Consider the following 25,614-nt stretch of genomic DNA (forward strand, 5'->3'; position numbering starts at 1 on the left):
CCTACAGCGCGTAGCCGAGCGTCACGCCGAGCACGTGCGCGGAGCCGGAGTAGTTGCCCTCCATGCCCGGCGCGGTGCTCTCCGTGTCCGCGAGGAACACGAACTGGTAGCCCACGTCCGCGCGCAGGCCGGAGGGCGTGGTGTAGCCCGCGCCGATGGCCACCTTGAAGCGGTCCGCGTCCGGCAGGTCCGGCGTCAGCGTCTCGGAGGGGCTGGGTGACAGGTCCGCGACGAGGCCCGCGCGCGCCTGGAGCTGGGGCGTGACGGCGTACTCGGCGCCCAGGTGATACTTCGCCTTCGTCGACCACGTCTTGGCGATGGGGTTGTTGAGCGCGGGCGTGTCGGGGAACTCGATGGCCAGCGCCTCGAAGCTGGACCAGTAGGTGACCTGGGCGTCCAGCGCCACCGTCAGTCGCTCCATCGGGTAGAAGGCCAGGCCGATGGCGAGCGTGGCGGGGAAGGTGACGTCCGCGCTCACGCGCTGGTCCGTCATGCGCTGCTGGAACTCCACCGGGATGTTCTGGAAGTCGGCCTGTCCCTCGAAGGTGACGGCGACGGAGCTGCGGTAGTGCACGCCCAGCGTCAGCTCACCCGGCAGCAGCTCCGCCTGGAGCCCCGCGTTGAAGCCCACGCCCCACGCGCCGCCGCCCAGGTGGACGGAGCCCTCGCTGTCCAGGAAGTTCAGCGCCCGGCGGATCTCCACCGTGGAGCGAACGATGTCCACGCCCGCGCCCACGCGGATGGCGTCGTGGAGCTGATACGCGACGGTGGGGTTGATGTAGTACGCGGCGAGGTTCGACTGCTGCCCGCGGAAGCGTCCCACGAAGTCGTCTTCCCAGTGGCTGCGCGCGCCATAGGGCGCGTAGGCGCCCACGCCGAACGCGAGCTTCTCGAAGGGGCGAAACACCGCGAAGACATGCGGCGGTGGTGACACCGTCAGCTTCTGTCCCTGCGTGGAGCCGCCCGTCGGCGTGAACTCCAGAAGCGGGAGGATGCCGGTGTCTCCGACGGTGATGTCCAACGTCTTCACGCCGAGGATGTTGGCCGCGTTGGAATAGATGGCGGACGAGTCCTCCATCCACGCCGTGGCCGCATTGCCCAGGCCCGTGGCGCGAGCGCTCTGCGTGTCGATCTGAAACCCCGCGGCCTGGCTTACACCCGCGGCGAGGAGCGTCATGAGTGAGAGCGTTGTCTTCATGGTCGGTTTGAATCGCGCACTATAGGACAGTCTGCTTTGGCGCAGTGCGCCGGGCATCCAGGCTTGGAACAATTTTCCGGAAGCCCTGCCCTGAACGCTGCATCCCCGGGTCAGGCGTACACCACGCGCTCAAGTGTGAACCGCTCGTCCTTGGTAGGGGGGTGCGTGCAATTACACAGGTTTTCTAAGTAAGACTTGTTTTGCCTGGACTCCCCTCTCCAGGGCCCACTCATGACCCAGCCACGCTCCCAGGACCTCCTCGTAGAGCGAAGCGTCACCCGTGCGGTGGAACCCCGCACCGAGACCGAACGCGCTGTCGCGCACATCTGGAGTGAGGTGTTGAACATCTCGCAGGTGGGCGCGCTCGACAGTTTCTTCGAGCTGGGTGGCCACTCGCTGCTCGCGACACAGGTGCTCTCGCGCATCCGGACGTCGCTTCGAGTCGAGCTGTCGCTGCAGGAGATGTTCGACCTGGTGACGGTGTCAGCGCTGGCGGGACGCATCGACGCGCTGGTGGCGTTGCAGCCCGGCGAGGAGCTGGAGCCGCTGCACGCGTCGCGCGGGGAGCGGCCGTCGTCGCTGGTGCCGTGCGAGCGGCAGGCGGAGCTGTCCTTCGCGCAGCAGCGGCTGTGGTTCCTGGACCAGTACGCGCCGGGCAGTCCGCTCTACAACCTGCCGGCCGCGCTGCGGCTGGAAGGCACGCTCGACGTGGCGGCGCTGGAGCGCGCGTTCACGGAGCTGGTGTGTCGACATCAATCGTTGCGCACGGTGTTTCCCGCGCGAGACGGCCGGCCGCTCCAGGTGGTGGCTCACGCGGGCAACGCGCCCATGGCCCTGGAGGTGGAGGACCTGCGCTACCTGCCGGAAGTGGAGCGGGAGGCCATCGCCCTGCGCGCCGTGCGTGAGGAGGCGCGGCGTCCGTTCGACCTGGTGCGCGGGCCGCTCTTGCGCGCGCGGTTGCTGCGGCTGACGGAGCGCGAGCACGTGGCCGTCGTCACGATGCACCACATCATCTCGGATGCGTGGTCCATCTCCGTGCTCATCCGGGAGGTGGTGGCGCTCTACGAGGCGTTCAGCGCGGGCTGGCCATCGCCACTGCCGGAGCTCTCCCTCCAGTACGTGGACCACGCGGTGCGACAGCGCGAGCGGCTTCGGGGCGAGGCGCTGGAGCGACAGCTCACGTGGTGGCGCCAGCAGCTGGAGGGGGCTCCGTCCGCGCTGGAGCTTCCCACAGACCATCCTCGTGTCGCCGGGGCGTCGAACTCCGGGGCGGTGCTCAAGGTGGAGCTGCCGGTGGGGCTGGTCCGCATGCTGCGTGGCTTCTGTCGCCAGGAGGGGGCCACGTTGTTCATGGGACTTCTGGCGGGGCTCCAGGTGTTGTTGTCGCGGTACTCGGGCCAGGACGACATCTGTGTTGGCGCTCCTGTCGCGGGACGCACCTCTCCAGAGACGGAAGGATTGATCGGCTTCTTCGTGAACACGCTCGTGCTGCGCACGAAGCTGGACGGCGACCCGACGTTCCGCGAGCTGTTGGGGCGCGTGCGCGAGACGACGCTGGGCGCGTACTCCCACCAGGACGTGCCGTTCGAGAAGCTGGTGGAGGTGCTCCAGCCGGAGCGCCAGCCCAAGCGCACGCCGTTCTTCGAGGTGGCGCTGGTCCTGGTCAACACGCCCATGGCGGCGCTGGAGAGCCCGGGACTGCGCTTCCGTCCGCTGGACGTGGACAGCGGCACGTCGAAGTTCGACTTCACGTTGACGCTGAGCGAGACGTCGACGGGACTGTCCGGGACGCTGGAGTACCGCACGGACCTCTACGAGCCCGCGTCCGCCGAGCGACTGGTGACGCATCTGGAGCGTGTGCTGGAGCGGGCGGTGCTTGCCCCCCAGCTGCGCCTGTCCGAGCTGTCCCTCGTGACGGAGGTGGATCGCCGGCTCGTGCTGGACACCTGGAACGCGACGTCCACCGAGTCGCGAATCGAGGTCTGTGCGCACGAGCTGGTGGAGGCACAGGCGGCGAGGACACCCGAGGCGGTGGCGGTGGTGTTCGGCGGCGCGCGGCTGACGTACGCGCAGCTGGAGAAGCGAGCGAATCAGCTGGCGTGGCACCTGGGCGCGGCGGGGGTAGGGGCGGGGGACAGGGTGGGGCTGTGCATGGAGCGCTCGCTGGAGCAGATGGTGGGGGTGCTGGGGATACTGAAGGCAGGGGCGGCGTACGTACCGCTGGACACGAAGTACCCGGCGGAGCGGCTGGGGTACATGGTGGGGGATGCGAAGGTGGTGAGGGTGCTGACGAAGGTGAGTCAGCGGGAGGCCTTGCCGAAGTGGGCGCACCCGCTGGCGCTGTGCGTGGATGAAGAAGCGGGGGAGGTGGCGAAGCGGCCGGACATGACGCCCCCGAGGGCGGTGCCACCGGGAGGCACCTGCTACGTGGTGTACACGTCGGGGAGCACGGGCAAGCCGAAGGGCGTGGCGCTGTCGCACGCGGCGCTGTGCAACCTGCTGCTGTGGCAGCGGGCGCACTCGGTGAAGGCGGAGGCGACGACGTTGCAGTTCGCGTCGCTGAGCTTCGACGTGTCCTTCCAGGAAATCTTCTCGACGTGGAGCGCGGGCGGGACGCTGGTGGTGCCGCCGGCGGCGCTGAGGCAGGACGTGCCAGCGCTGCTGGACTTCATGGTGAGTCACCGGGTGGAGCGACTCTTCCTGCCCTTCGTCGCGCTGCAGGCGCTGGCGGACGCGGTGGCGCACGGGGCGAGCGTGCCGTCGACGTTGAGGGAAGTGGTGACGGCGGGAGAGCAGCTGCAGGTGACGCCCGCGGTGGTGGCCCTCTTCGAGAAGCTGCCGGGGTGCGTGCTGGAGAACCAGTACGGCCCCTCGGAGACGCACGTGGTGAGCGCGCACCGGCTGAAGGGGCCACCGGCGAGCTGGCCCAGACTGCCGCCGATTGGGGTGCCGCTGCCGGACACCAAGCTGCTGGTGTTGGACGGGCAGGGGAGGCTGTGTCCGATTGGAGTGGCGGGGGAGCTCTACATCGGCGGAGCACAGCTGGCGCAGGGCTACCACGAGAGGGCGGAGCTGACGGCGAGGCGCTTCGTGCCGGACGGGTACACGCGCGAGGCGGGGGCGAGGCTGTACCGGACGGGAGACAGGGCGAGGTGGAGGGGAGACGGAGTGGTGGAGTTCCTGGGCCGGCTGGACGCGCAGGTGAAGGTGCGGGGCTTCCGGGTGGAGCTGGGCGAGGTGGAGGCGGCGCTGAGGGAGCTGGCCGGAGTGAGGGACGCGGCGGCGGGAGTGCATGAGGACGCGCCCGGGGACAAGCGGCTGGTGGGGTACGTGGTGCTGAGGGCGGGGGCCGCATGGGAGCCGGAGGTGGTGCGCGAGGCGCTGGCGAGGAAGCTGCCGGAGCACATGGTGCCCCCCGCGTTGATGAAGCTGGAGGCATTGCCGCTGACGCCGAGCGGGAAGCTGGCTCGGGGGAAGCTGCCGGCACCGAACGTGGAGAGCCTGCGCGGCGCGGCGCCCTTCGTGGCGCCACGAGACACTCTCGAGGAGCAACTGGCGGAGGCCTTCGCCTCGGTACTGAAGCTGCCGCGCGTCAGCGTCACCGACAGCTTCTTCAGCATGGGCGGCCATTCCCTGCTGGCGACACAGGTGGTGGCGCGCATCCGCTCGCTGCTCAAGGCGGAGGTCCCCCTGCGGACCCTCTTCGAAGCGCCTTCCGTCGCGGCGCTGGCGAAGCGCATCGAGACGGATGTGCGGCTCCAGCCGGGAAACGCTCCTCAGTCGATGCTCGCGCGAGCGCGGGCTCGGATCCGAAGTTCAAACGAGCAGGGAGACACGGAGGAAGAGATGCTCTCTTTTGCCCAGCAGCGGCTGTGGTTCCTGGACCAGTACAGGCCCGGCAGCCCGCTCTACAACATCCCCGCCGCGCTCCGGTTGAAGGGGGCCCTGGATGTGCCGGCCCTGGAGCGGGCCTTCACGGAGCTGGTGCGACGCCATCAGTCCCTGCGCACCGTCTTCCAATCCCGCGAGGGCAAGCCCGTCCAGGTCATCTCCCTCAGAGCGCCTCCGCGGATGCGACTGCCGCTTCAGGACCTGGCGTCGCTGCCGGAGTCCGAGAAGGAAGCAGAGGCGCTGCGGCTGGTCTGGGCCGAGGCCCGACGGCCGTTCGATTTGACGCGCGGCCCCCTGCTTCGTACGGGGCTGGTGCGGCTTGACGCCCACGAGCACCTTTTGCTCGTGACGATGCACCACATCATCGCGGACGCCTGGTCCATCGCCGTACTCATCCGAGAGGTCGTCACCCTCTATGAGGCCTTCAGCGTGGGGCGGCATTCCCCGCTGTCGGAGCTGGGCCTCCAATACGTGGACTACGCCGTCCAACAGCGCGAGTGGCTCCAGGGAGACGTCCTGGAGCGGCAGCTCGCCTGGTGGAAGCAACAGCTCGAAGGGGCCCCCGCTTCACTGGAGCTTCCCACGGACCGGCCTCGCCCCCTGGATGCTCGCAATCCGGGCACGGTGCTCAAGGTGGAGTTCTCCCGGGAGCTGACGCGGGGCCTCGTGAGCCTGTGCCAGCGAGAGGGCGCCACGCTGTTCATGGGACTGCTCGCGGGCCTCCAGGCCTTGTTGTCGCGGTACTCGGGGCAGGACGACATCTGCGTGGGTGCGCCCATCGCGGGTCGCCAGCAGATGGAGACCGAGGAGCTCATCGGCTTCTTCGTGAACACGCTGGTGCTGCGCACGAAGCTGGACGGCGACCCGACGTTCCGCGAGTTGTTGGGGCGCGTGCGCGAGACGACGCTGGGCGCGTACTCACACCAGGACGTGCCGTTCGAGAAGCTGGTGGAAGTGCTTCAGCCGGAGCGCCTGCCGGGACACACGCCGTTCTTCCAGGTGGCGATGGTGTTGCTCAACACTCCGCCCATGGAGCTGGCCACGCCGGGGCTCTCCTTCGAACACGTGGACGTGAACAGCGGCACGTCGAAGTTCGACTTCACGCTGATGCTCCGCGAGACGCCCACCGGTCTCACGGGCACGCTGGAGTACCGCACGGACCTCTACGAGCCCGCGTCCGCCGAGCGCCTCGTGGCACACCTGCAACGGCTGCTCGAAGGCGCCATCGCCAATCCGCTCCAACGCGTGTCCGGACTGCCGCTCGTCTCCGACGCGGACCGGCGGCTGGTGCTGGAAGCCTGGAACACCTCCGCGACGGGACCGCGCTGGGAGGTCTGCGCGCACGAGCTGGTGGAGGCACAGGCGGCGAGGACACCCGAGGCGGTGGCGGTGGTGTTTGGAGGCGCGCGGCTGACGTACGCGCAGTTGGAGAAGCGGGCGAATCAACTGGCGTGGCACCTGGGGGCGGCGGGGGTAGGGGCGGGGGACCGGGTGGGGCTGTGCATGGAGCGCTCGCTGGAGCAGATGGTGGGGGTGCTGGGGATATTGAAGGCGGGTGCGGCGTACGTGCCGCTGGACACGAAGTACCCGGCGGAGCGGCTGGGGTACATGGTGGGGGATGCGAAGGTGGTGAGGGTGCTGACGAAGGTGAGTCAGCGGGAGGCCTTGCCGAAGTGGGCGCACCCGCTGGCGCTGTGCGTGGATGAAGAAGCGGGGGAGGTGGCGAAGCGGCCGGACATGACGCCCCCGAGGGCGGTGCCGCCGGGAGGCACCTGCTACGTGGTGTACACGTCGGGGAGCACGGGCAAGCCGAAGGGGGTGGCGCTGTCGCACGCGGCGCTGTGCAACCTGCTGCTGTGGCAGCGGGCGCACTCGGTGAAGGCGGAGGCGACGACGTTGCAGTTCGCGTCGCTGAGCTTCGACGTGTCATTCCAGGAAATCTTCTCGACGTGGAGCGCGGGCGGGACGCTGGTGGTGCCGCCGGCGGCGCTGAGGCAGGACGTGCCAGCACTGCTGGACTTCATGGTGAGTCACCGGGTGGAGCGACTCTTCCTGCCCTTCGTCGCGCTGCAGGCGCTGGCGGACGCGGTGGCGCACGGGGCGAGCGTGCCGTCGACGTTGAGGGAGGTGGTGACGGCGGGAGAGCAGCTGCAGGTGACGCCCGCGGTGGTGGCCCTCTTCGAGAAGCTGCCGGGGTGCGTGCTGGAGAACCAGTACGGCCCGTCGGAGACGCACGTGGTGAGCGCGCACCGGCTGAAGGGGCCGCCAGCGAGCTGGCCCAGGCTGCCGCCCATTGGGGTGCCGCTGCCAGACACCAAGCTGCTGGTGTTGGACGGGCAGGGGAGGCTGTGTCCGATTGGCGTGGCGGGAGAGCTCTACATCGGCGGAGCACAGCTGGCGCAGGGCTACCACGAGAGGGCGGAGCTGACGGCGAGGCGCTTCGTACCGGACGGGTACACGCGAGAGGCGGGGGCGAGGCTGTACCGGACGGGAGACAGGGCGAGGTGGCGAGGGGACGGAGTGGTGGAGTTCCTGGGCCGACTCGACGCGCAGGTGAAGGTGCGGGGCTTCCGGGTGGAGCTGGGCGAGGTGGAGGCGGCGCTGCGGGAGTTGGCCGGAGTGAGGGACGCGGCGGCGGGAGTGCATGAGGACGCGCCCGGGGACAAGCGACTGGTGGGGTACGTGGTGCTGAGGGCGGGGGCGGCGTGGGAGCCGGAGGTGCTGCGCGAGGCGCTGGCGAGGAAGCTGCCGGAGCACATGGTGCCCCCCGCGTTGATGAAGCTGGAGGCATTGCCGCTGACGCCGAGTGGGAAGCTGGCGCGAGGCAAGCTGCCAGCACCGAACGTGGAGAGCCTGCGCGGCGCGGCGCCCTTCGTGGCGCCGAGAGATGAGATGGAAGCGCGGTTGGCGGAGGCGTTCGCCTCGGTGTTGAAGCTGCCGCGCGTCAGCGTCACCGACAGCTTCTTCAGCATGGGCGGCCATTCCCTGCTGGCGACCCAGTTGGTGTCCCGCCTCCGCTCCCAGCTCAAGGCGGAGGTGCACCTCAAGACGTTGTTCGAAGCGCCCTCCGTCGCCGCGCTGGCCAGACGACTCGAGTCCTCGCCGCGTGAGCCGCTGAGCGTGCTGCCTCCGCTGGTGCGCGCGTCGCGCGACTCACTCCCGCCGCTGTCCTACTCCCAGGAGCGACTGTGGCGGTTGTTCAAGGCGAACCCCACGTCCACGGCCTACAACCAGCCCGCGGCGTACCGGTTCAAGGGCGCGCTGAAGTTGGATGCGCTCCGCGCCGCGGTCCAGGGACTGGTGGATCGCCACGCGTCGCTGCGCACCACGTTCAGCGAGGAGGACGGCAGGCCGGTTCAGAAGGTCGCCGAGTCGATGCGAATCGACCTGCCGCTGGAGGACTTCCGGGGGCGGGAGGACGCGGAGACGGAGCTGCTCCGGCGCATCGCGGAGGATGCGCGCCGGCCCTTCGACCTCACGCGAGGGCCGCTCGTGCGCGGCTCGCTCATCCGACTGGCGGATGACGAGCACCTGTTCATCTTCAGCAAGCACCACATCCTCTCGGATGGCTGGTCGGAGAGCATCATCACCCGCGAGGTGGTGCACCTGTACTCCGCCTTCGCGCGGGGCGAGACGCCCACGCTGCCGCCGCTCGACATCCAGTATCCGGACTACGCGGCCTGGCAGCGCCGGTGGCTCTCCGGCGCGGAGCTGGAGACCCGGCTCGACTACTGGCGCGGCGCCCTGGCCAAGGCCCCGAAGCTGCTCAACCTCCCCGTCGACAAGCCCCGGCCCGATACCCGCACGTTCAACGGCACGTCGATCTCCGTATCGCTGGGCCGCGCGCGCAGCGACGCCCTCAACCTGCTCTGCCAGCGGGAGCGGGTGACGCCCTTCATGGCGCTCCTGTCGCTCTTCGGCACCTTGCTGTGTCACCGGGCGCGTCAGGAGGAGATTGTCATCGGCTCGCCCATCGCCAACCGGGCGCTGCCGGAGCTGGAGTCGCTCATCGGCCTCTTCGTCAACACCGTGGCCCTGCACGTGGACCTGCGCGGCAACCCGAGCTTCCGCCAGCTCCTGTCGCGGGTCCGCGACGTCACGCTGGGCGCCTACGCGCACCAGGAGGTGCCTGTCGACCAGGTGGTGGACACCCTCGTCCCCCAGCGACAGCTGAACCGGGCGCCACTCTTCCAGGTGATGTTCGTCCTCCAGAACACGCCCATGGAAGCGCTGGTGCTCCCGGAGCTGACCCTGGTCCCCATGCCCGCGGACCGGGGCGCGTCCATCTACGAGCTGACGCTGTCGCTGCAGGAGCGCGCGGACGGCTTCTCCGGCTTGCTGGAGTTCAACACCGACCTCTTCGAGCCCGACACGCCCAGACGGCTGCGCGAAGCCTTCACCGTGCTCCTGGAGCGGGTGCTGGCGTCGCCGGACATGGCGGTCGGAATCGATGCGGTGGTCCCCGGATTCGAAGTGCAGGAGTGAGCGCCGTCATGGAACTCAAGAATCGCTATCGCAACACGGAGTCGATGATTGGCCACGGCAATCCATCCTTCACCGCCGCGAAAGAGGCGGGGCTGTTGGACCTGTCCGTGCACAACACCGGACACGGCTCGCTCTCGCTGACGGATGGCCGTGAGTTCATCAACACCTGCTCGTGCTCCTACCTGGGGCTCGATTCGCACCCCGACGTGCTCCAGGGCGCCATCGACGTCCTCACCCGGGAGAAGACGATGACCATGTCCATCTCCCGCCTGCGCGTGCGACTGGCGGACCTGGATGCGCTCGAGGAGGAGCTGACGCACCTCTGGCGCGCGAAGACGGTGGTCACCAACTCCGCCAGCTCCGCCAGCGCGGGCCTGCTGCCCCTCATCGCCTCCGGACACCTGCTGCCGGACGGACAGAAGCCCATCCTCGTCTTCGACAAATCCGCGCACTTCTCGATGAACCTCATCAAGCCCATCTGCGCGGATGAGACCCAGGTCGTCACCGCGCCACACAACGACTTGAACTTCCTGGAGGACCTCTGCCGCAAGCACGCGCGCGTCGCGTACGTCGCGGATGGCTTCTACTCGATGGGCGGCGTGGCCATCGTGAAGGACCTGTTCGCCCTCCAGGACAAGTACGGCCTGTTCCTCTACTTCGATGACTCCCACTCGCTCTCCATCTACGGCGGCGCGGGAGAGGGCTACGTGCGCGCGACGATGGCGGGCGAGGTCAACCCGCGCACCATCATCATCGGCTCGCTGGGCAAGGGCTTCGGCACCGCGGGTGGCGCCATCATGCTCGGGCCGACGCAGCACGCGGACCTGGTGGGCCGCTTCGCGGGGCCGCTCGGCTGGTCACAGAGCCTGGCGATTCCCGCCATCGGCGCCAGCGTGGCCTCCGCGCGCCTCCACGGCACCCCCGAGCTGGCCGCGCGACAGAAGGCCCTGCGAGCCAACGTGCGCTACTTCGACGAGCGGGTGCCCACGCGGACCTCGGGCGAGGACTTCCCCATCAAGATCATCGACGTGGGGCCCGAGGCCGTCGCCGTGGAGTACTCGCGCAAGCTGATGGAGCGGGGCTTCTACTCGTCGGCGGTGTTCTTCCCCATCGTCCCGAAGGGGCGGGCAGGGCTGCGCATCATGCTTCGCTCCAACATCTCTTCCGAGGCTCTCCGGCGACTCTGTGACGTCGTCCTGGAGCTGACCTCGCCCGGCACCTGAGCCAAGGAGCCACGCGCATCATGACCATGCCCTTGCAATGCAGGTCCTTCCTGGTGACTCCCGCCATCGACCCCTCGCGCTTCGACAAGGCGGTGGAGGTGGGGGCGGACATGGGATTGCTGGACCTGGAGGATGGCGTCCCCGAGAGCCTCAAGAACGAGGCGCGCCGGCTGGCCATCTCCTACCTGTCCTCTTCGAGACCGCGCGGCCCCTTGTGCCTGCGCATCAACAGCCTGCGCACCGAAGCGGGCCTTCGCGACGTGCTCGCCCTCCTGGACTCCAACGCCCGGTTGGAGGCCCTGCTGCTGCCGAAGGTCGAATCCCCTTCGGAGCTGCATCAAGTGGAGGCGCTGCTCGGCGAGCGCTTCCCGGAGCTGTCCCTGCTGGCCATCATCGAGACGGCGCGCGGCGTGGAAGCGGTGGACGCCATCGCCATGTCCACCCCCCGCCTGCGGGGCCTCATCTTCGGCGCCGCGGACCTGTCCGCGCAGCTCGGCGTGCCCCTGACCTGGGAGCCGCTGCTCTACGCGCGCTCCCGCATCGCCATGGCGGCGACCATCGCCGGGGTGAGCGCCATCGACTCGCCGTTCTTCGACTTGGAGGACCTGGCGGAGCTGGAGGACGAGACGCGCCGGGTCTGCGCGCTGGGCTACACCGGGAAGATCGTCATCCACCCGGACCAGGTGGGCGTCGTCCACGCCGCGCTGAGGCCCACCGCGCAGATGGTGGCCCATGCGCGGCGCGTGCTCGCGCAGGCAGGGGACGGAAAAGGAGGCATCCACGTCGTCGGAGGGAGCATGATTGGTCCTCCGCTGGTGACGGTGGCTCGGCGCGTGCTGGCCAGCGTCCAGCTCGAGGAGGCCCTGTCACCCGTCCAACTCCGGGCGGGCTCCAGGAGTGGAGACTCATGAAGAAACTGGTGGCCGCCCACAAGAAGGTGGGCAAGCAGCGCTACCGTGAGACATACGGCCTCTTCTACGAGGACTTCGAGGTGGGGGACGTCTTCGAGCACCGTCCGGGCCGCACCATCACCGACGTGGACAACATGTGGCAGTCCCTGCTGAGCCTCAACACCCACCCGCTCCACATCGACGCCGTCTACGCCAGCAAGACGGAGTGGAAGCAGCCGCTCATCTCCAGCCTCGTCACCCTGGCCATCGTCGGGGGGATGAGTCTGAACAGCACCAGTGCCAAGGGCGTGGCGAACCTCGGGTGGGATCGCATCCGGTTGACGGCCCCCGTCTTCGTGGGGGACACCCTGTACGCGGAGAGCCGTGTGCTGGCGAAGCGGAAGTCCCGCTCTCGCCCGAAGCAGGGAGTCGTCACCGTGGAGACCAAGGGCCTCAAGGCGGACGGCACCGTCGTGATGACCTTCGAGCGCTCCTTCCTCGTGCCCTTGCGGCGCCATGGCGTGGATGTGGATGCCAACTACTGAAGTGATGACGGCGGTGGTGGTGCGGACCCCAGGAGGTCCAGAGCAGCTTCACCTGGAAGAGCTCCCTCGCCCCACTCCCGCCCCGGGCCAGCTCCTCGTCAGGGTGCGCGCCTCCGCCCTCAACCGCACGGACACCACGCAGCGCGCCGGTGGCTATGCACTGCCTCCAGACGTCACCAGCCCGTTGCTCGGCGTGGAGGTCGCCGGTGTCGTGGAGGCCGTGGGGCAGGGCGTGCGCGCCTTCGTGCCCGGTCAGCGCGTCTTCGGCCTGGTGGATGGTGGCGGGTACGCGGAGGCGTGTTTGATGGAAGAGGGCATGGCGGTGCCCGTTCCGGAGGGCTGGTCCTTCGTCGAGGCGGCGGCCACGCCGGAGGCGTACTGCACCGCGCACGAGTCCCTGCTGGAACTTGGCGGCCTGGCCGCGGGGCAGTCCGTGCTCATCCACGCGGGAGGCAGCGGAATCGGCACCGCCTGCATCCAGGTGGCGCGCTCGGTGGGCGCGCGGGTGTTCATCACCGTGGGCACCGAGGAGAAGAGGCGCCGGTGTCTCGCGCTGGGCGCGGACGCGGGCGTGGTGCGCACCCAGGAGGACTTCGCGCCGGCGCTCGCGCGGTGGACGGAGGGGCGCGGCGTGGACGTGGTGGAGGACTTCGTCGGCGGCGCGGCGCTGGAGCGCAACCTGGCCTCACTGCGCCTGGGCGGTTGCCTGCTGCTGGTGGGGCTGATGGATGGGATGCGCGGCGACATCGACTTGAAGCAGGTGGTGCTGCGCCGGCTTCAAATCAAGGGCATGGCCCTGCGTCCGTTGCCGCTGCCCGCCAAGCTGGCCGTCATGCGGCGCTTCCAGGAGCGGTGGCTGCCGGAGCTCGTCGCCGGCAGGGTCCGCCCCGTCATCGACTCCACCTTCCCGCTGGCGCGCGTGGCGGATGCGCACCGCCACATGGAGTCCAACGCGAGCTTCGGGAAGATTGTCCTGGAGCTCTGACGCTCAGCTCCCCGTGGCCAGGCGGACGTCCCGCTTGGGCGCGGCTTCCGGCGTGTGCAGCAGCGCGTAGGGGTCCAACGCGTCGCCACCGACGGTCTCCAGGGCCACCGAGGTGCCCAGGCCCAGCCGCTCCGCGTGCTTCAGGAAGAGCGCGGTGACGACCTGGTCCTCCAGCGCGTAGCCCGTGGAGTCGAACACGGTGGAGCGCTCGCGCCACGGCTCGTACACATCCGGGTTCTTCACCAGGGTGATGAGGTCCGGGCCCACCTGGTCGGGGCGGATCTGCTGGCACTCGCCCTCCACCAGGCACTGCACCGTGAAGTCGGGGCACACCAGGCTGCGCTCGAGCAGCGACTTCGGCAGCTCCGTCTTGCCGGGCAAATCCGAGCCCACGGCGTTGATGTGCACGTGCGGCTTGAGCTTCTTCTCGGAGAGGACGGGCCCGCCTCCCACGGCGACGGAGGTGGCCGTGCAGATGATGTCCGAGCGCTCCTCCAGCTCCGCCAGGGGGACGATCTTCACGTTCAGCCCGAGGAACGCCGTGCGGCGCGCGAACGACTCCTGCGCCTCCGGATTCGTGTCGTAGCCGAGGACCTCGGTGATGGGGAACAACCGGCTGATGGCGTGGAGCTGCGTCACCGCCTGGGCACCGCAGCCAATCAGGCCGATGACGCGGCTGTCCGGCGAGGCCAGGCAGCGCGTGGCCACCGCGGAGGCCGCGCCCGTGCGCAGCGCCGTGGCGAAGACGCCGTCCATCAACGCGATGAGATGGCCGGAGTGCACGTCATAGAGGCTGTTGGTCGCGATGATGGTGGGCAGCCCCCGCTCCTCGGGATTGTGCGGGCTGTAGCTCACCATCTTCACCGTCACTGCCTGCCCGCGCTGCATCACCGGCATCCACTCCAGACACCCTGGCTGGCGCGCGGACTCCAACAAGAAGCCGTCCCGTTTGCGGACCTCCGTCTGCTCACCATCGAAGGTGCGCAGCGCTTCTGTCAGCGCGTGGATGAGTTCGTCCATCAGCGCATTCGCGCCGACCGCCTCCACGATGCAGCGCAGGTCGGACCGAGTCACCAACAGCGTCCGTGTCGCGTCGCTCTTCACTCGAGATACCCCTGGGCTGAATCACTGTTTCAGCAGCTCACGCGCGAAACAGGGCCTGCTGATAACACAGGTCTGTAGTGGGGGCGCAAACTAGCAGGGCTTTCGTGTTCGCGAACAGGGGGGGCTCAACCGGGCGGAAACTGGAGATTTTGCCGGGTCATCGCTCCGTGACGTGAACGATGCAGCGGAATCCGATGTGTGTGGTTCCGCTGTCAACGGCCTGCGGAGAACGTGCGGCGGGGCGGTAGCGCAGGCAGTAGTTGGAGGCGCAGAGGTGGCTTCCTCCCTTGAGGACGCGGCGCGGAATCTTCACCTCGGGCGTGCAGGGGTCGAAGCTCCCTCCGTGCGACGGAGGGCCTCGGGGATTGACGGGGATGCAGCACGCCTTGCCCCCGTTGCCCTGGTGGCGCTCCTGGAACCAGTCCGTGGTCCACTCCCAGACGTTGCCCGCCATGTCGAACAGGCCATACCCGTTGGGTGGGAAGCTCCCCACTGGCGAGGTCCCCTTGAATCCATCCGTGTTCAAGTTCTGCCAGGGGAACTCGCCTTGCCAGATGTTCGCCATTTGCTGGCCTCCCGGGGAGAACTCGTCGCCCCAGACGTAGACCTTGCGGTCCAGGCCGGCGCGTGCGGCGCGCTCCCACTCGGCCTCGCTGGGGAGGGCCTTGCCGGCCCAGGCCGCATAGGCCGCCGCGTCCTCGTAGGCGACGTGGACCACGGGATGTGACTCGCGGCCCTTCCAGGTGGTGCCGGGGCCCTCCGGCTGCTTCCAGCAGGCGCCGGGCGTGTAGGCCCACCAGTGGGACAAGTCCTTCAGGTCCACGCGCTGGGCCGTCTTGCGGAACACGAGGGCGCCGGGCACGAGCAGCTCCGGCGCCGCGCCCGGGAAGTCGTCGGGATTCAGGGGGCGCTCGGCCACGGTGAGGTAGCCCGTCGCCTCCACGAAGCGCGCGAAGTCGGCGTTCGTCACGGTGCAGCGGTCCATCCAGAAGCCGCTCACCGTCACCTGGTGCTCGGGCCGCTCCTCCGGATAGTGGCGGTCCGAGCCCATCCAGAACGTGCCCCCGGGGATCCACGCCATGCCGGGGAACGGCGCTTCACCGGGCGCCGCGCTCGCGTCGATCTCGTTCTCAGGACGCGGTGCGCGCGACTCCAGCGGCGCGGCTCCCTCAACGACATCCGTGCGGCTCATCTGGCGCCTCGCTCCGTGGAGGGGACTGGAGGAGTCCCCTGGCGGCAAGCTGGGCGGCCCCGTCGCGGGCGACAAGCCGGCCCTCCAGGGTGGGCTCCCGAGGCGAGGCACAGGGCAGGCGCGGCCCGGGCACCCGGTCCTGCGAGCGCCCGGCGTGGGGCCGCCGCGCGGATTGGCGGCCTGTGCACGCGTGGACAACGTCCTCTCGCCAACGCGGTTCGACCCGAACCGACAGCCCCGCGAACGGTGGGCGGCGGATGGAGCGCGACGGACATGAGCACCGACACGACGACCGAGACGCAGACGGGTGCACTCCGGGACGAGAAGACGCCCGACACGCGAGAGCTGCAGAAGCTCAGCCCGTTCGAGCTGAAGGACACGCTCCTCGCGCTGGCGGATGAGTCCGCGAAGACGCGCGCGGCGGTGATGCTCAACGCGGGCCGGGGCAACCCCAACTGGATTGCCACCACGCCGCGCGAGGCGTTCTTCCTGATGGGCCAGTTCGCGCTGCGCGAGGCGCGGCGCACGTGGAACGAGCCTGACGTGGGGCTCGCGGGCATGCCGAAGTCCCCGGGCATCGCCGCGCGGCTGCGGCGCTTCCTCGACGAGAGCGACGACAGCGCGGCCATCCGGCTCCTGCGGGACGGGCTGGACCATGGCGTCTCCAAGCTGGGCTTCGACGCGGACAAGTTCGTCTGGGAGCTGACCGACGCGGCCATCGGCGACAACTATCCGGTGCCGGACCGGATGCTCGTGCACGCGGAGCGAATCGTGCGGGCCTACCTGGCCCAGGAGATGTGTGACAACCGTCCGCCGCCGGGGAACTTCGACTTGTTCGCCGTCGAGGGCGGCACCGCGGCGATGACGTACATCTTCCGGTCGCTGATGGTGAACGGCCTGCTCCAGAAGGGCGACACCATCGCCCTGGGCACGCCCATCTTCACGCCGTATCTGGAGATACCGCGCCTGGAGGAGTTCGACCTGCGCACGGTGGACATCCGCCAGAGCGCGATGACCGAGGAGGGCCGCCACGCGTGGCAGTACCCGGAGGCGGAGCTGCGCAAGCTGGAGGACCCGCGCATCAAGGCGTTCTTCGTCGTGCACCCGGGCAACCCCGGCGCGACGGCCATGCGGCGCGAGTCGTTGGACCTGCTGGTGGACCTGGTCCGCACGAAGCGGCCCGACCTGCTGCTGCTCACCGACGACGTGTACGGCACCTTCGTCGAGGGCTTCCGCTCCCTGGCCGCCGAGCTGCCGCACAACACGCTCCTGGTCTACTCGTACTCGAAGCACTTCGGGTGCACCGGGTGGCGCCTGGGCGTCGTGGCGCTCCACGAGGACAACGTCATCGATTCGATGATTACCCGGCTGCCGGAGGGCCAGCGGGAGATGCTCAACGAGCGCTATGGCTCCATCTCGCTGGAGCCGGAGCGGCTGAAGTTCATCGACCGGATGGTGGCGGACAGCCGCGCCGTCGCGCTGAACCACACCGCGGGCCTGTCCCTGCCGCAGCAGCTCCAGATGACCCTCTTCTTGCTGTTCGCCCTGCTGGACAAGGACGACGCGTACAAGAAGCGCTGCCGGAAGATCTGCCGCGACAGGCTCGCGGGGCTGTACCGGGGCATGGGAATCGACCTGCCCGAGGACCCGCTGCGCACCGCGTATTACCAGACGCTGGACCTGGACGCGTGGGCGCGCAAGCACGTGGGCCCGGACTTCGTCGAGTACGAGGAGTCGCGGCATGACCCGCTCGACATCGTGCTCTCCCTGGCCCGGCGGCACGGCGTGGTGCTGCTCAACGGCAGCGGCTTCGAGGGGCCGGAGTGGTCGGCGCGGGTGTCGCTGGCGAACCTGGATGACGACGAGTACCCGCGCATCGGCCAGAGCCTCAAGGACATCGTCATCCGCGCCATCGCGGAGTGGAAGGGCCGCGACCTGGACTCGTGAGCATGCGTGACGCCCACCCCGAATTGAGAGGTCCGCCATGAACAGTTCGAAGACCACTGCTCGAGGACTGCTGTGCGCGCTGGGCTTGCTGCTGACGGGCGCGGGAATCGCGGCGCAGGAGAGCCCGCCGCCGACGAACCCGGGCTCGTCGAAGGGCGTGCCGGGCCCCCAGGAAGCAGGGGCCAAGAATCCCGAGGAGCTGGCCTCCGTGCGCATCCTCGCCACGGGCGGCCCCATCGCCGGGGCGCAGGGCAATCCCCAGGGCTACGGCTACAAGGCCGGCGCCCTCAAGGTCGAGGACCTCATCAAGGCCGTCCCCGACCTGGACAAGGTGGCGAAGCTGACCGGTGAGCAGGTGGCGAACATCGGCAGCCAGGACATGAACGACGCGGTGTGGCTGAAGCTGGCGAAGCGGACCAACGAGCTGCTCGCCTCGCCGGAAGTCGACGCCGTCGTCGTCACGCACGGCACCGACACGCTGGAGGAGACGGCGTACTTCCTGGACCTGGTCGTCAAGAGCGACAAGCCCGTCGTGCTCGTGGGCTCCATGCGTCCGGCCACCGCCATCAGCGCGGACGGGCCGGGCAACCTCTACAACGCGGTGGCGGTGGCCTCGTCTCCGGAGGCGAAGGGGCGCGGGGTGCTCATCGTCATCAACGATGAAATCCACACCGCCCGCAACGTCACCAATACGAACACCACCAACGTGGAGACCTTCCGCAGCCCGAACCGGGGCCCGGCCGGCGTCGTCAACACCGGGGATGTCCACTGGTTCGAGCGGATGGACAAGAAGCACACGGTGGACTCGGAGTTCTCCGTCACCGGCAAGAACACGCTCCCCCGGGTCGACATCCTGTACGCCCACGCGAACATGAGCCCGGACCTCATCGACTCGGCGGTGAAGAACGGCGCCAAGGGGCTGGTCATCGCGGGGGTGGGGGACGGGAACATGACCCAGCCGGCGCTCGACACGCTGGCCCGGCACGTGAAGAAGGGCGTGGTGGTGGTGCGCAGCACGCGACTGCCCAGCGGGCTGGTGCTGCGCAACAACGAAATCAACGACGACCAGAAGGGCTTCGTGGCCTCCGGCGAGCTGAACCCGGCGAAGTCGCGCGTGCTGTTGCAGCTGGCCCTGCTGGAGACGAAGGACCCGAATCGGGTGCAGCGGATGTTCGAGGAGTACTGATGGCCGCATCCCGTCTGCTCCCCGACTTCTCCCTGGTGAGGGGAGGACCGTTCTTCGAACTGGAGCGCGGCCTGCATCTCGTCGGGCCGCCCCGGTTCGAGGCCTGGCGGTCGGCGCTGTGCTTCACGCTCGTGAGCTGGGCGCCGCTGGCGCTGCTGGCGCTGCTGCAGGGCAAGGAGGCCACGCGCCTGTTCCTCTCCGACTTCCAGGTGCATGCGATGCTGCTGATGTCGCTGCCCGTGCTCGTGGCGGCGGAGCCGTACGTCGACAGTCGCGTCGGGGTGGCGGCGCGGCAGTTCCTCCGCGCGGACCTGGTGGAGGAGAAGGGCCGCGAGTCATTCGAGGCCATGGCCCGGGGACTGACGCGGTGGCGAGATGCTCCGCTCATCGAGCTGCTGCTGCTGGGCCTCGTCATCGCGTTCGCGCTCGGGTCCGCGCCGGACCCGGCGAAGGAGTGGCTTGTCGTGGCGGACCCGACGCCGCGACTGTCGCTCGCGGGCGGCTGGTACCAGTACGTGAGCCAGCCTCTCGCGCGCTTCCTCGCGTTCCGGTGGATGTGGCGCGCCTTCGGCTGGGGCGTCTTCCTCCTGCGGGTCTCCCGGCTCCCGCTCCGGCTGTCTCCCACCCACCCGGACCAGGCCGGCGGGCTGGGCTTCCTCTCCATCTGCCAGGCCAGCTTCGCGCCGGTGGTGTTCGCGGTGGCGGTGCCCGTCGCCACGTATTCGTTCCGGGCGAATGCCGCGGCCATCACCGAGTCCCCCCTGGACTACATCATGCCGCAGGTCCTCTACGCCGTGCTCGCCTGCCTCGCCGTGTTCGCGCCGCTGGTCTTCTTCTCTCCGCAGCTCGTGCACGCCAAGCGGCGGGGAGACCCGTGGTTCTCCGCGGTCGCCGCGCACCACTCGCGACGGTTCGAGGACAAGTGGTTCCACCGGGATTCGAACGCCAACCCGTTGGGCTCGCCGGACTTCTCGTCCCTGGCGGACCTGGGCTCGTCCTTCATGGTCGCCCGGAGAATGAAGCTGTTTCCGTGGGACCAGCGGTCGGCGCTCGCGGTGGCCGCCGCGGGCCTCGCGCCGCTCGTCATCCTCCTGGTGCTCGACAGGCAGTTCCTCGCGGTGGTGTCCCAGCTGCGCAAGAGCCTGAGCTGAGCCTTGGCGGGCGCCCGGGTGGTCGGGTGCCGGGGACTCGCTCGACGACGAGAAGGTGAAGATCACTGTGCGGGGGCTCCACTGCGCGCCGCCCGCGAGGAGGCGAGCATGCTCAGGTCCGTGGTCGCATTCGTGCTGGGCAACATCGTGACCCTGTTCATGTTCACCGAGGGACTGGCGCGACGTCCCGGGGAGATTCGTCACGTCCTGGAGCGCCCCGCGCTCTACGTGCGCGCCCTGCTGGTGGTGTTGCTGCTCGTGCCCCTGGTCGCCCTGGCGGTGGTCAAGGTCTTCCATCTGCCGACGGTGGTGGCCAGCGCCATCCTGCTGATGGCCATCTGCCCCGGCGCGCCGCTGCAGGTGAATCAGGCGAAGGCTCTCGGTGCGAATCCCTCCACCTCCATCAACCTGCTGCTCCTGCTCAGCGTGTTCGCGCTCATCACGGTGCCACTCTGGGTGATGGGCGTGGACCGGCTGCTCGGGGTCGAGTTCAAGGCGAGCCCGGACCTGGTCTTCCGCCTGCTGGCGGTGAAGATCCTCCCGCCGCTCGCGGTGGGCATCGCCCTGCGCCACTACCTCCCGAACGTGGCCAAGGCCCTGGCGCCCTGGTGCAGCAAGGTGTTCAACGTGCTGCTCCTCGTCGTGGCCGTGGGGCTGCTCTTCATCGTCGGGCCCAGGCTCCTCCACGTCGCGTGGATCGCCATCTTCGCGTTGGTGGTCGTCGTCACCATCTCGGTCCTGCTCGGGCACTGGGCCGGAGCGCCCAGGCTGGAGGACCGCAAGGCGGTGGCGCTGGCCACGGCCTTCGCGCACCCGGTGCTGGCCATGACCATCATCATCCAGAGCTATCCGAACTACCGGGCCCTGGAGGTCGCGGGCGTGGTCGGGGCCTACATCGTCATCCGGTTGCTGGCGCTCACGCCCTACAAGCTCTGGGTGAAGCGTCAGCACGACTCGGAGCCCTCGCGGCACGTGCCGTCGGATGGCGTTCCCGTGTGACGTGCTCCGTCAGCGCTTCGCCCGGGCGGGGTCCTTGGGGTGGATGCTCACCTTCGCCCAGATGAAGCCCAGGTTGTTCCAGTCCTGCACCGCCTTGACGGTGACGTGCTGACCGACGCGCAGCGCGCCCAGGAGCTTGCCGTACGCGGCCGGCTCGCCCTCCGGTGGGTCGTCTCGCAGGAGCGAGGGGGCGGTGCTCTCCAGCGTGCTGCCCACGAAGCGCTGCGGTGGCAGGGACCACTCGGCCTGGGATTGCTTGCAGTAGAAGCAGGTGCGCCAGGTGTTGGTGCCTGACAGGTACTGGCCCAGGTAGACCCAGGCGTCCTTGCTGCCCTCGCCCAGCCGCGTCGCCAGGTCCGGCGCGTCCGCTTCGGCCTGGGAGTTGACCTGCACGGCGGGCGCGTCCCGGTCATAGAGCCAGGGCGTGCCTTCCCGCTGCAGGGAGACCTGGTCGGCGGCGATCTTCTGGGTGAGCTGCACGGCGAGCATCCGGGTGATGGGGTCTCTCAGCCGCTCCATCAACGCCGGATGGGAGTGGACGGAGAGGGGCGCATAGAAGGAGTCGCTCGCGACGATGCGCTCGGTCTGCGCCGCGCCCTGGAGGTTCTTGATGTGGCTTGCGATGAGGTCGCTCGCGCTCTCCTCCTGCCATAGGAACTGGCCCAGCAGCCGGCCCTTGTCCTTGGGGCCCAGGGCCCACGCGGTCATCACCTCGTCCTGGTTCTCCTCCATGCACTGGCGCTGCGCGTCGCTCGCGTCCTCGGCCAGCTCGACGTCTCCGTACGCGTAGCTGGTCTGCATCATCGTCACCTGCCTGCCCGCGAGGAGGCGGCCGATCTCCGCCTTCTGGTATTCGGCCATGTCGCGCGCGAAGGCGTGGCTGGAGCGGGAGAGGGCGGAGAGCGGAGTGGAGATAGGGCCTGTCGTGTCCTCGCTCTCGTCCAGCGACGGCGGCTTCGCGCCCGAGTCGATCTCCACGAAGAGCACGCCCCGCGCCTGGAGCTGCTTGAAGAACAGGTCGATGCCCGCCTGCGCCTGGGGGTTCTGCTTCCAGCGCTCCGTGTCGGTGAGCCCTCGCAGCAACAGGACGAAGGTGTCGAGCCCGGTGTTGTCGAACACGCCTCCGTCGATGAGCGGCTCGCGGTGTCCCGTCGCGTCGATGACGCCGGGCAGGTCGACGATGAAGGGGAAGTTCGCGGAGGCCCGGACGGCGTCGGCGAGCGCGATGTCCCCCGTCGTGGTCAGCTCGCTGGTGGAGCGCGCCTGGGCCTCCGGCTGGGTGCCGTCGCTTACCATGCGCGGAGGCAGGGGAGGCTTGCCGGTGACGACCCGGCCGCCCGTCCGCGCGCTGGCCGTGTTGAGGAAGAGCAGGGGGACGCTGCCATCCTCGGGGAGGCTCGCGGGCCAGCCCAGGTAGTCGGACCAGAAGGACGCCAGGCCTCCGCCACGGCTCACCCCCGGCATCACCACGCCGCGCAGCAGGGGCGCGTTGAAGTCGACGAACATGTCGTCGAGCGCGTCGCTGCTCAGCGGCCACAGGCGGTCCGCCTTCAGGCGACAGGCGCCGTTCATCAGGTGGGAGGCGAGCTCCTCGCGAGGCGCGTGTTTGAGCGGCACGTCGGCCGGGACAATCGCCCCCAGCGTCCCCGCCGCCAGCCGGTGCGAGAAGTGCGCGCTGGCGACGCTGCCGCCGGAGACGCTGCTGATGAAGAGCACGTGGTCCGACAGCCGCTGCGCGCGGCACCGCTCGGAGGTGGCGTCGGGGACGCTCACGTGCATCCGGCTCAGGCTCTCCAGTGTGAGCATGGCGAAGATGGCCGCGCGCGAGCCGCCGCCGGCCGCGGAGACGAAGACCACCGGCCCGTCACACATCTGCTCCAGGCGACGGTTCGCCGTGCCGAGCCAGCGGGTGAAGACGGCGTCCTCGCTCGCGGACACGCCGTCGGCCAGCGGCAGGGGCGTGAGGAACTCCTGCCTGTCCAAAAGGTCGACGACGAGGAAGCCGGAGCCCAGGAGCGCGAGGGCGAGCACGGCGCGCTGGACCACGTTCTCCACGAGGTCGAGCGCGCGGGCCGCGCACAGAATCACGAAGAGCAGGTGGTAGATGGCCCAGATGGTGTAGAGCCGGAAGCTGGCCTCGGGAATCGTCGGGATGAAGAAGCCCCAGAGCAGCTCCGCGAGGAAGTAGGAGCCCAGCGACATCACCAGCCCCCGGGTGATGACCTCCGTCAGGACGCGCAGCGAGGGCTTCCAGGCAATCACCCTCGCTCCCACCAGTCCGAGCACCCCCACCGCCGCCGCCAGCGTCGCGACGAGAATGGGCCCCGAATCCCGAGCCTTCCACGGCGCGGGCAGCAGTCCCAGGAAGCCGACGAGGCCCAGCGCCAGCGCCGCGACGATGATGCCGCAATACAGCAGCCCTCCTGAGGTCCGCAGTCCGTTGGCGGGAAAAGCCAGGGGGAAGCGCGCCAGCGTCACCAGGCGTCGGCACACCGCGAGCACCGCCCGACTGACGAAGTTGCGGCGCTCCATCCACCGGGGCACGTCCTCGCGCGGCACGAAGACCCACATCGCGCTCATCAGGAAGAAGGCCCCGAGCAGGAGGACGTACGCCCAGAACGTCACGGCCATCAGCGCGGAGCCGCCCGCTTGCAGCGAGGCCACACCCGGCAGCTGCAACACGATGTTGTGGATCTGCGGCAGGTTCGTCAGCGCGAGCCCCGCCAACAGCAGCGCGATGATGGTCGCCAACCGCTTCTCGACATAGCCCACCCAGGCGGGGACTCGCGCTGCTTCCTTCCGCGCGCCCTGCACCGCGTGCACCAGCTGATTGCGCCCGCCAGCGTCACCCACGGGAAGTGGGGACCCGCCTCGCTGCTCCACCACGTTGGGTCTGCTCTTGCTCTGGCGTCGCTTGCTCACGGGCCCCCCTCGTTGGACAGGCGGAACCGTCCGATGAGTTCTGGCTAGTACGACCTGTCCAGAATATCACCGTTGCGTCTGTCCATGGGCCCCGGGGAGCGGGGTGGACGCCTACTCGTGTGGAGAGGAGCCGTCGTCGAGCCGAGCCAGCCGATGGCGCAGTGCCTCCAGCCGGCGGCGGTCGTCGTCGCCCTCGGCGGCGGGGATGGCCTCCTCCACCAGGGCGTTCAACCGGTGGAGCCCGTCCTTCACGAGCGACCACTCGGCCTTCGAGTGGTGATTCCGGTGTGACAGGTACTCCACCACGCCGTTCAAGGTCTGCGGGTGGATGTTCTTCGCGCCGATGCGCTCCGTCACGCCGGTCCGGTCCAGCATCCGCTGTGTCTGGCTCAGCACGCGGGAGAGCATCAGCGTGACTTCGCGGTGCTCCAGCGAGTCCTTCAGCGCGCCGAGCATGTCCGCGCCCGGCACGTCGAGGTCCGAGGTGACTTCCAGGTCCAGCAGCACGACGTGGACGGGCGAGGTCGCGCTGTCCACGCGGCTGATGATGGCGTCCCGGAGGGCCGTGGCGTTGGCGAAGAAGATGCCCTCGTTCGGACGAAGCATCAGCAACCCGGGCACGGTGAGGGGGGCGGGCTGGCGACGGACGTCCGCGAAGTCCAGCGTGCCCGGCGCGCGGCCCAGCTCACTGACGCGGGGCTGGCTGGCACGCCAGACGAGGAGCGCCACGGACAGGCCCACGGAGACCATCAGCCCGAGGAGCACCTCGAGCACGAGCACGCTGAGGAGCGCGCCCGCGGCGAGGAGGAAGTCGGTGCGGCGCAGCTTGAAGAGGCGGCGCATCTCCTTCACGTCCATCATCCCCACCGTGGCGAGGATGACGATGGCGGCCAGCGTGGCCTCCGGCAGCGTGCGGAACAGCGGGGTGAAGAAGAGCGCCACCAGCGCGATTCCGAACGCGCCCGGCAGCAGCTTCAAGAGGTCGCCCATGCCCACGTCCGGAATGGCCGGGCCCGACAGGCCCGAGGGGATGTTTCCCACCACCTTCACGCCGTGCGTCTGGAGGCCGAGCACGCCGACGACGACGGTCCCCAGCACCAGCACGACGAGGGACGCGGGCAGGCGTGGCAGGAGCCGACCCAGCATGAGCAACACCGCCACGCTCGCCGCGCCGATGACGAGCGTGAGCGGCTGCGTCTGCCCCAGGTGCGTGACGAGGTGCCACAGGCGCTCGAAGAAGTTGCCGCCCCCCGGCCTCGATGCCGAGCAGCTTGGGCACCTGTTTGATGGCGATGACCAGCGCGAGGCCGAAGACGAAGCCGGTGAGGACCGACTCCGAGAAGAACTGGGCGATGCGCCCGAGCTTCAGGACGCCGGCGAGGATGGAGATGGCGCCGGCGAGCATGGCCAGCGCGGCGGTGAGCGCGATGAAGCGAGGGGTGCCCGAGGGCGCGAGCGCGGCCACCGTGGACGCGGAGAGCACGGCCACCGTGGCGGAGATGGCGACCACGAGCTGCCGGGAGGTGCCGAGCAGGGCAGAGAGGACCAGCGCCACCGGGCCCGCACAGAAGGCGGCTTGCGGTGGCACGCCCGCAAGCTCCGCGTAGGCCATGGCCTCTGGAATCTGGAGCGCGGTGATGGTCAGCGCCGCCGCGACGTCGCGCTTGAGCGAACTGGGACGCCACTTGGGGAGCCAGGACAGGAACGGCAGGAAGCGCGCGACGGAGTGGGCTCCGGGGCCGTGTGGATGGGAGGTCTCCGGCATGTGGGTCGCTCCGACGGTCGTGTCCCGCACACGCTGTTGAGCGCGCGCCGGTCCGACAATCGAGCCCGCGCCGATTCGAGGGCTCGCCAGGCCCGGCCCTCCCGGGCCGCGAGGTGGGGCGAGCGAGCAGC

Annotated in this window: 14 protein-coding genes and 1 pseudogene; 9 read left to right on the forward strand and 6 right to left on the reverse strand. The window is 69.3% G+C overall.

The features are described from left to right. Position 1: 1 nt before the first annotated feature. Complete coding sequence (locus tag LZ199_RS02955; protein ID WP_323389108.1) at positions 2-1,177, reverse strand: OmpP1/FadL family transporter; 1,176 nt, start codon at positions 1,175-1,177, stop codon at positions 2-4. 252 nt (positions 1,178-1,429) lie between these two features. Between LZ199_RS02955 and LZ199_RS02960 the strand changes: the two genes are divergently transcribed. The 5 genes from LZ199_RS02960 to LZ199_RS02980 are packed head-to-tail and all read left to right on the forward strand — an operon-like array spanning position 1,430 to position 13,217. Beyond that, a complete protein-coding gene (locus LZ199_RS02960; protein WP_256568770.1) occupies positions 1,430-9,574 on the forward strand; it encodes a non-ribosomal peptide synthetase in 8,145 nt (2,714 codons plus the stop codon). Between the two features lie 8 nt (positions 9,575-9,582). Then, positions 9,583-10,797, forward strand: coding sequence for an aminotransferase class I/II-fold pyridoxal phosphate-dependent enzyme (locus LZ199_RS02965; protein WP_253992111.1), 1,215 nt, complete (start codon positions 9,583-9,585; stop codon positions 10,795-10,797). A 20-nt stretch (positions 10,798-10,817) separates the two neighbouring features. Next, a complete protein-coding gene (locus tag LZ199_RS02970; protein WP_253992112.1) occupies positions 10,818-11,708 on the forward strand; it encodes an aldolase/citrate lyase family protein in 891 nt (296 codons plus the stop codon). Continuing rightward, the gene (locus LZ199_RS02975) at positions 11,705-12,232 is read left to right on the forward strand and encodes a MaoC/PaaZ C-terminal domain-containing protein (RefSeq protein ID WP_253992113.1); all 528 of its coding nucleotides are present in this window, start codon (positions 11,705-11,707) and stop codon (positions 12,230-12,232) included. The genes LZ199_RS02970 and LZ199_RS02975 overlap by 4 nt, the downstream gene beginning before the upstream one ends. Further along, positions 12,219-13,217 carry an NAD(P)H-quinone oxidoreductase gene (locus tag LZ199_RS02980; protein WP_253992114.1) on the forward strand — a complete coding sequence of 333 codons (999 nt, stop codon included), beginning with the start codon at positions 12,219-12,221 and terminating at the stop codon, positions 13,215-13,217. The genes LZ199_RS02975 and LZ199_RS02980 overlap by 14 nt, the downstream gene beginning before the upstream one ends. A gap of 3 nt (positions 13,218-13,220) precedes the next feature. Here LZ199_RS02980 and LZ199_RS02985 read toward each other — a convergent pair whose 3' ends face one another. Beyond that, complete coding sequence (locus LZ199_RS02985) at positions 13,221-14,291, reverse strand: ornithine cyclodeaminase family protein (RefSeq protein ID WP_253992115.1); 1,071 nt, start codon at positions 14,289-14,291, stop codon at positions 13,221-13,223. 187 nt (positions 14,292-14,478) lie between these two features. Beyond that, entirely contained in the window at positions 14,479-15,513 is a 1,035-nt protein-coding gene (locus LZ199_RS02990) for a formylglycine-generating enzyme family protein (protein WP_253992116.1), read from the reverse strand. Positions 15,514-15,786: 273 nt separating this feature from the next. Between LZ199_RS02990 and aspD the strand changes: the two genes are divergently transcribed. From aspD to LZ199_RS03010, 4 genes are all read left to right on the forward strand, one after another. Next, positions 15,787-17,460 carry an aspartate 4-decarboxylase gene (gene aspD / locus LZ199_RS02995; RefSeq protein ID WP_253992117.1) on the forward strand — a complete coding sequence of 558 codons (1,674 nt, stop codon included), beginning with the start codon at positions 15,787-15,789 and terminating at the stop codon, positions 17,458-17,460. A 37-nt stretch (positions 17,461-17,497) separates the two neighbouring features. Further along, positions 17,498-18,646, forward strand: coding sequence for a type II asparaginase (locus tag LZ199_RS03000; RefSeq protein WP_253992118.1), 1,149 nt, complete (start codon positions 17,498-17,500; stop codon positions 18,644-18,646). After that, positions 18,646-19,797, forward strand: coding sequence for a hypothetical protein (locus LZ199_RS03005; RefSeq protein ID WP_253992119.1), 1,152 nt, complete (start codon positions 18,646-18,648; stop codon positions 19,795-19,797). Before LZ199_RS03000 ends, LZ199_RS03005 begins: the two co-directional genes overlap by 1 nt. Positions 19,798-19,905: 108 nt before the next feature. Then, complete coding sequence (locus LZ199_RS03010) at positions 19,906-20,796, forward strand: hypothetical protein (protein WP_253992120.1); 891 nt, start codon at positions 19,906-19,908, stop codon at positions 20,794-20,796. Positions 20,797-20,805: 9 nt separating this feature from the next. Here the strand turns inward: LZ199_RS03010 and LZ199_RS46595 are convergent, their stop codons facing one another. From LZ199_RS46595 to LZ199_RS03025, 3 genes and pseudogenes are all read right to left on the reverse strand, one after another. Beyond that, positions 20,806-23,718 carry a patatin-like phospholipase family protein gene (locus LZ199_RS46595; protein WP_253992121.1) on the reverse strand — a complete coding sequence of 971 codons (2,913 nt, stop codon included), beginning with the start codon at positions 23,716-23,718 and terminating at the stop codon, positions 20,806-20,808. Between the two features lie 111 nt (positions 23,719-23,829). Continuing rightward, on the reverse strand, positions 23,830-24,945 hold the full coding sequence (locus LZ199_RS03020) for a SulP family inorganic anion transporter (protein WP_323389229.1): 1,116 nt from the start codon (positions 24,943-24,945) through the stop codon (positions 23,830-23,832). Between the two features lie 85 nt (positions 24,946-25,030). After that, a pseudogene (locus LZ199_RS03025) lies at positions 25,031-25,483 on the reverse strand (SulP family inorganic anion transporter); the annotation flags it as partial. Positions 25,484-25,614 lie beyond the last annotated feature (131 nt).

It is taken from the genome of Myxococcus qinghaiensis, assembly GCF_024198215.1.
Classification (GTDB): domain Bacteria; phylum Myxococcota; class Myxococcia; order Myxococcales; family Myxococcaceae; genus Myxococcus; species Myxococcus qinghaiensis.

What these genes read in the sequence shown, in the direction of transcription:
- LZ199_RS02955 (WP_323389108.1), bottom strand. Translation starts at nt 1,177, where the DNA reads ATGACGCTCCTCGCCGCGGGTGTAAGCCAGGCCGCGGGGTTTCAGATC.
- LZ199_RS02970 (WP_253992112.1), top strand. Translation starts at nt 10,818, where the DNA reads ATGACCATGCCCTTGCAATGCAGGTCCTTCCTGGTGACTCCCGCCATC.
- LZ199_RS02965 (WP_253992111.1), top strand. Translation starts at nt 9,583, where the DNA reads ATGGAACTCAAGAATCGCTATCGCAACACGGAGTCGATGATTGGCCAC.
- LZ199_RS02975 (WP_253992113.1), top strand. Translation starts at nt 11,705, where the DNA reads ATGAAGAAACTGGTGGCCGCCCACAAGAAGGTGGGCAAGCAGCGCTAC.
- LZ199_RS03000 (WP_253992118.1), top strand. Translation starts at nt 17,498, where the DNA reads ATGAACAGTTCGAAGACCACTGCTCGAGGACTGCTGTGCGCGCTGGGC.
- LZ199_RS02990 (WP_253992116.1), bottom strand. Translation starts at nt 15,513, where the DNA reads ATGAGCCGCACGGATGTCGTTGAGGGAGCCGCGCCGCTGGAGTCGCGC.
- LZ199_RS03010 (WP_253992120.1), top strand. Translation starts at nt 19,906, where the DNA reads ATGCTCAGGTCCGTGGTCGCATTCGTGCTGGGCAACATCGTGACCCTG.
- LZ199_RS03005 (WP_253992119.1), top strand. Translation starts at nt 18,646, where the DNA reads ATGGCCGCATCCCGTCTGCTCCCCGACTTCTCCCTGGTGAGGGGAGGA.
- aspD (WP_253992117.1), top strand. Translation starts at nt 15,787, where the DNA reads ATGAGCACCGACACGACGACCGAGACGCAGACGGGTGCACTCCGGGAC.
- LZ199_RS02980 (WP_253992114.1), top strand. Translation starts at nt 12,219, where the DNA reads ATGCCAACTACTGAAGTGATGACGGCGGTGGTGGTGCGGACCCCAGGA.
- LZ199_RS02960 (WP_256568770.1), top strand. Translation starts at nt 1,430, where the DNA reads ATGACCCAGCCACGCTCCCAGGACCTCCTCGTAGAGCGAAGCGTCACC.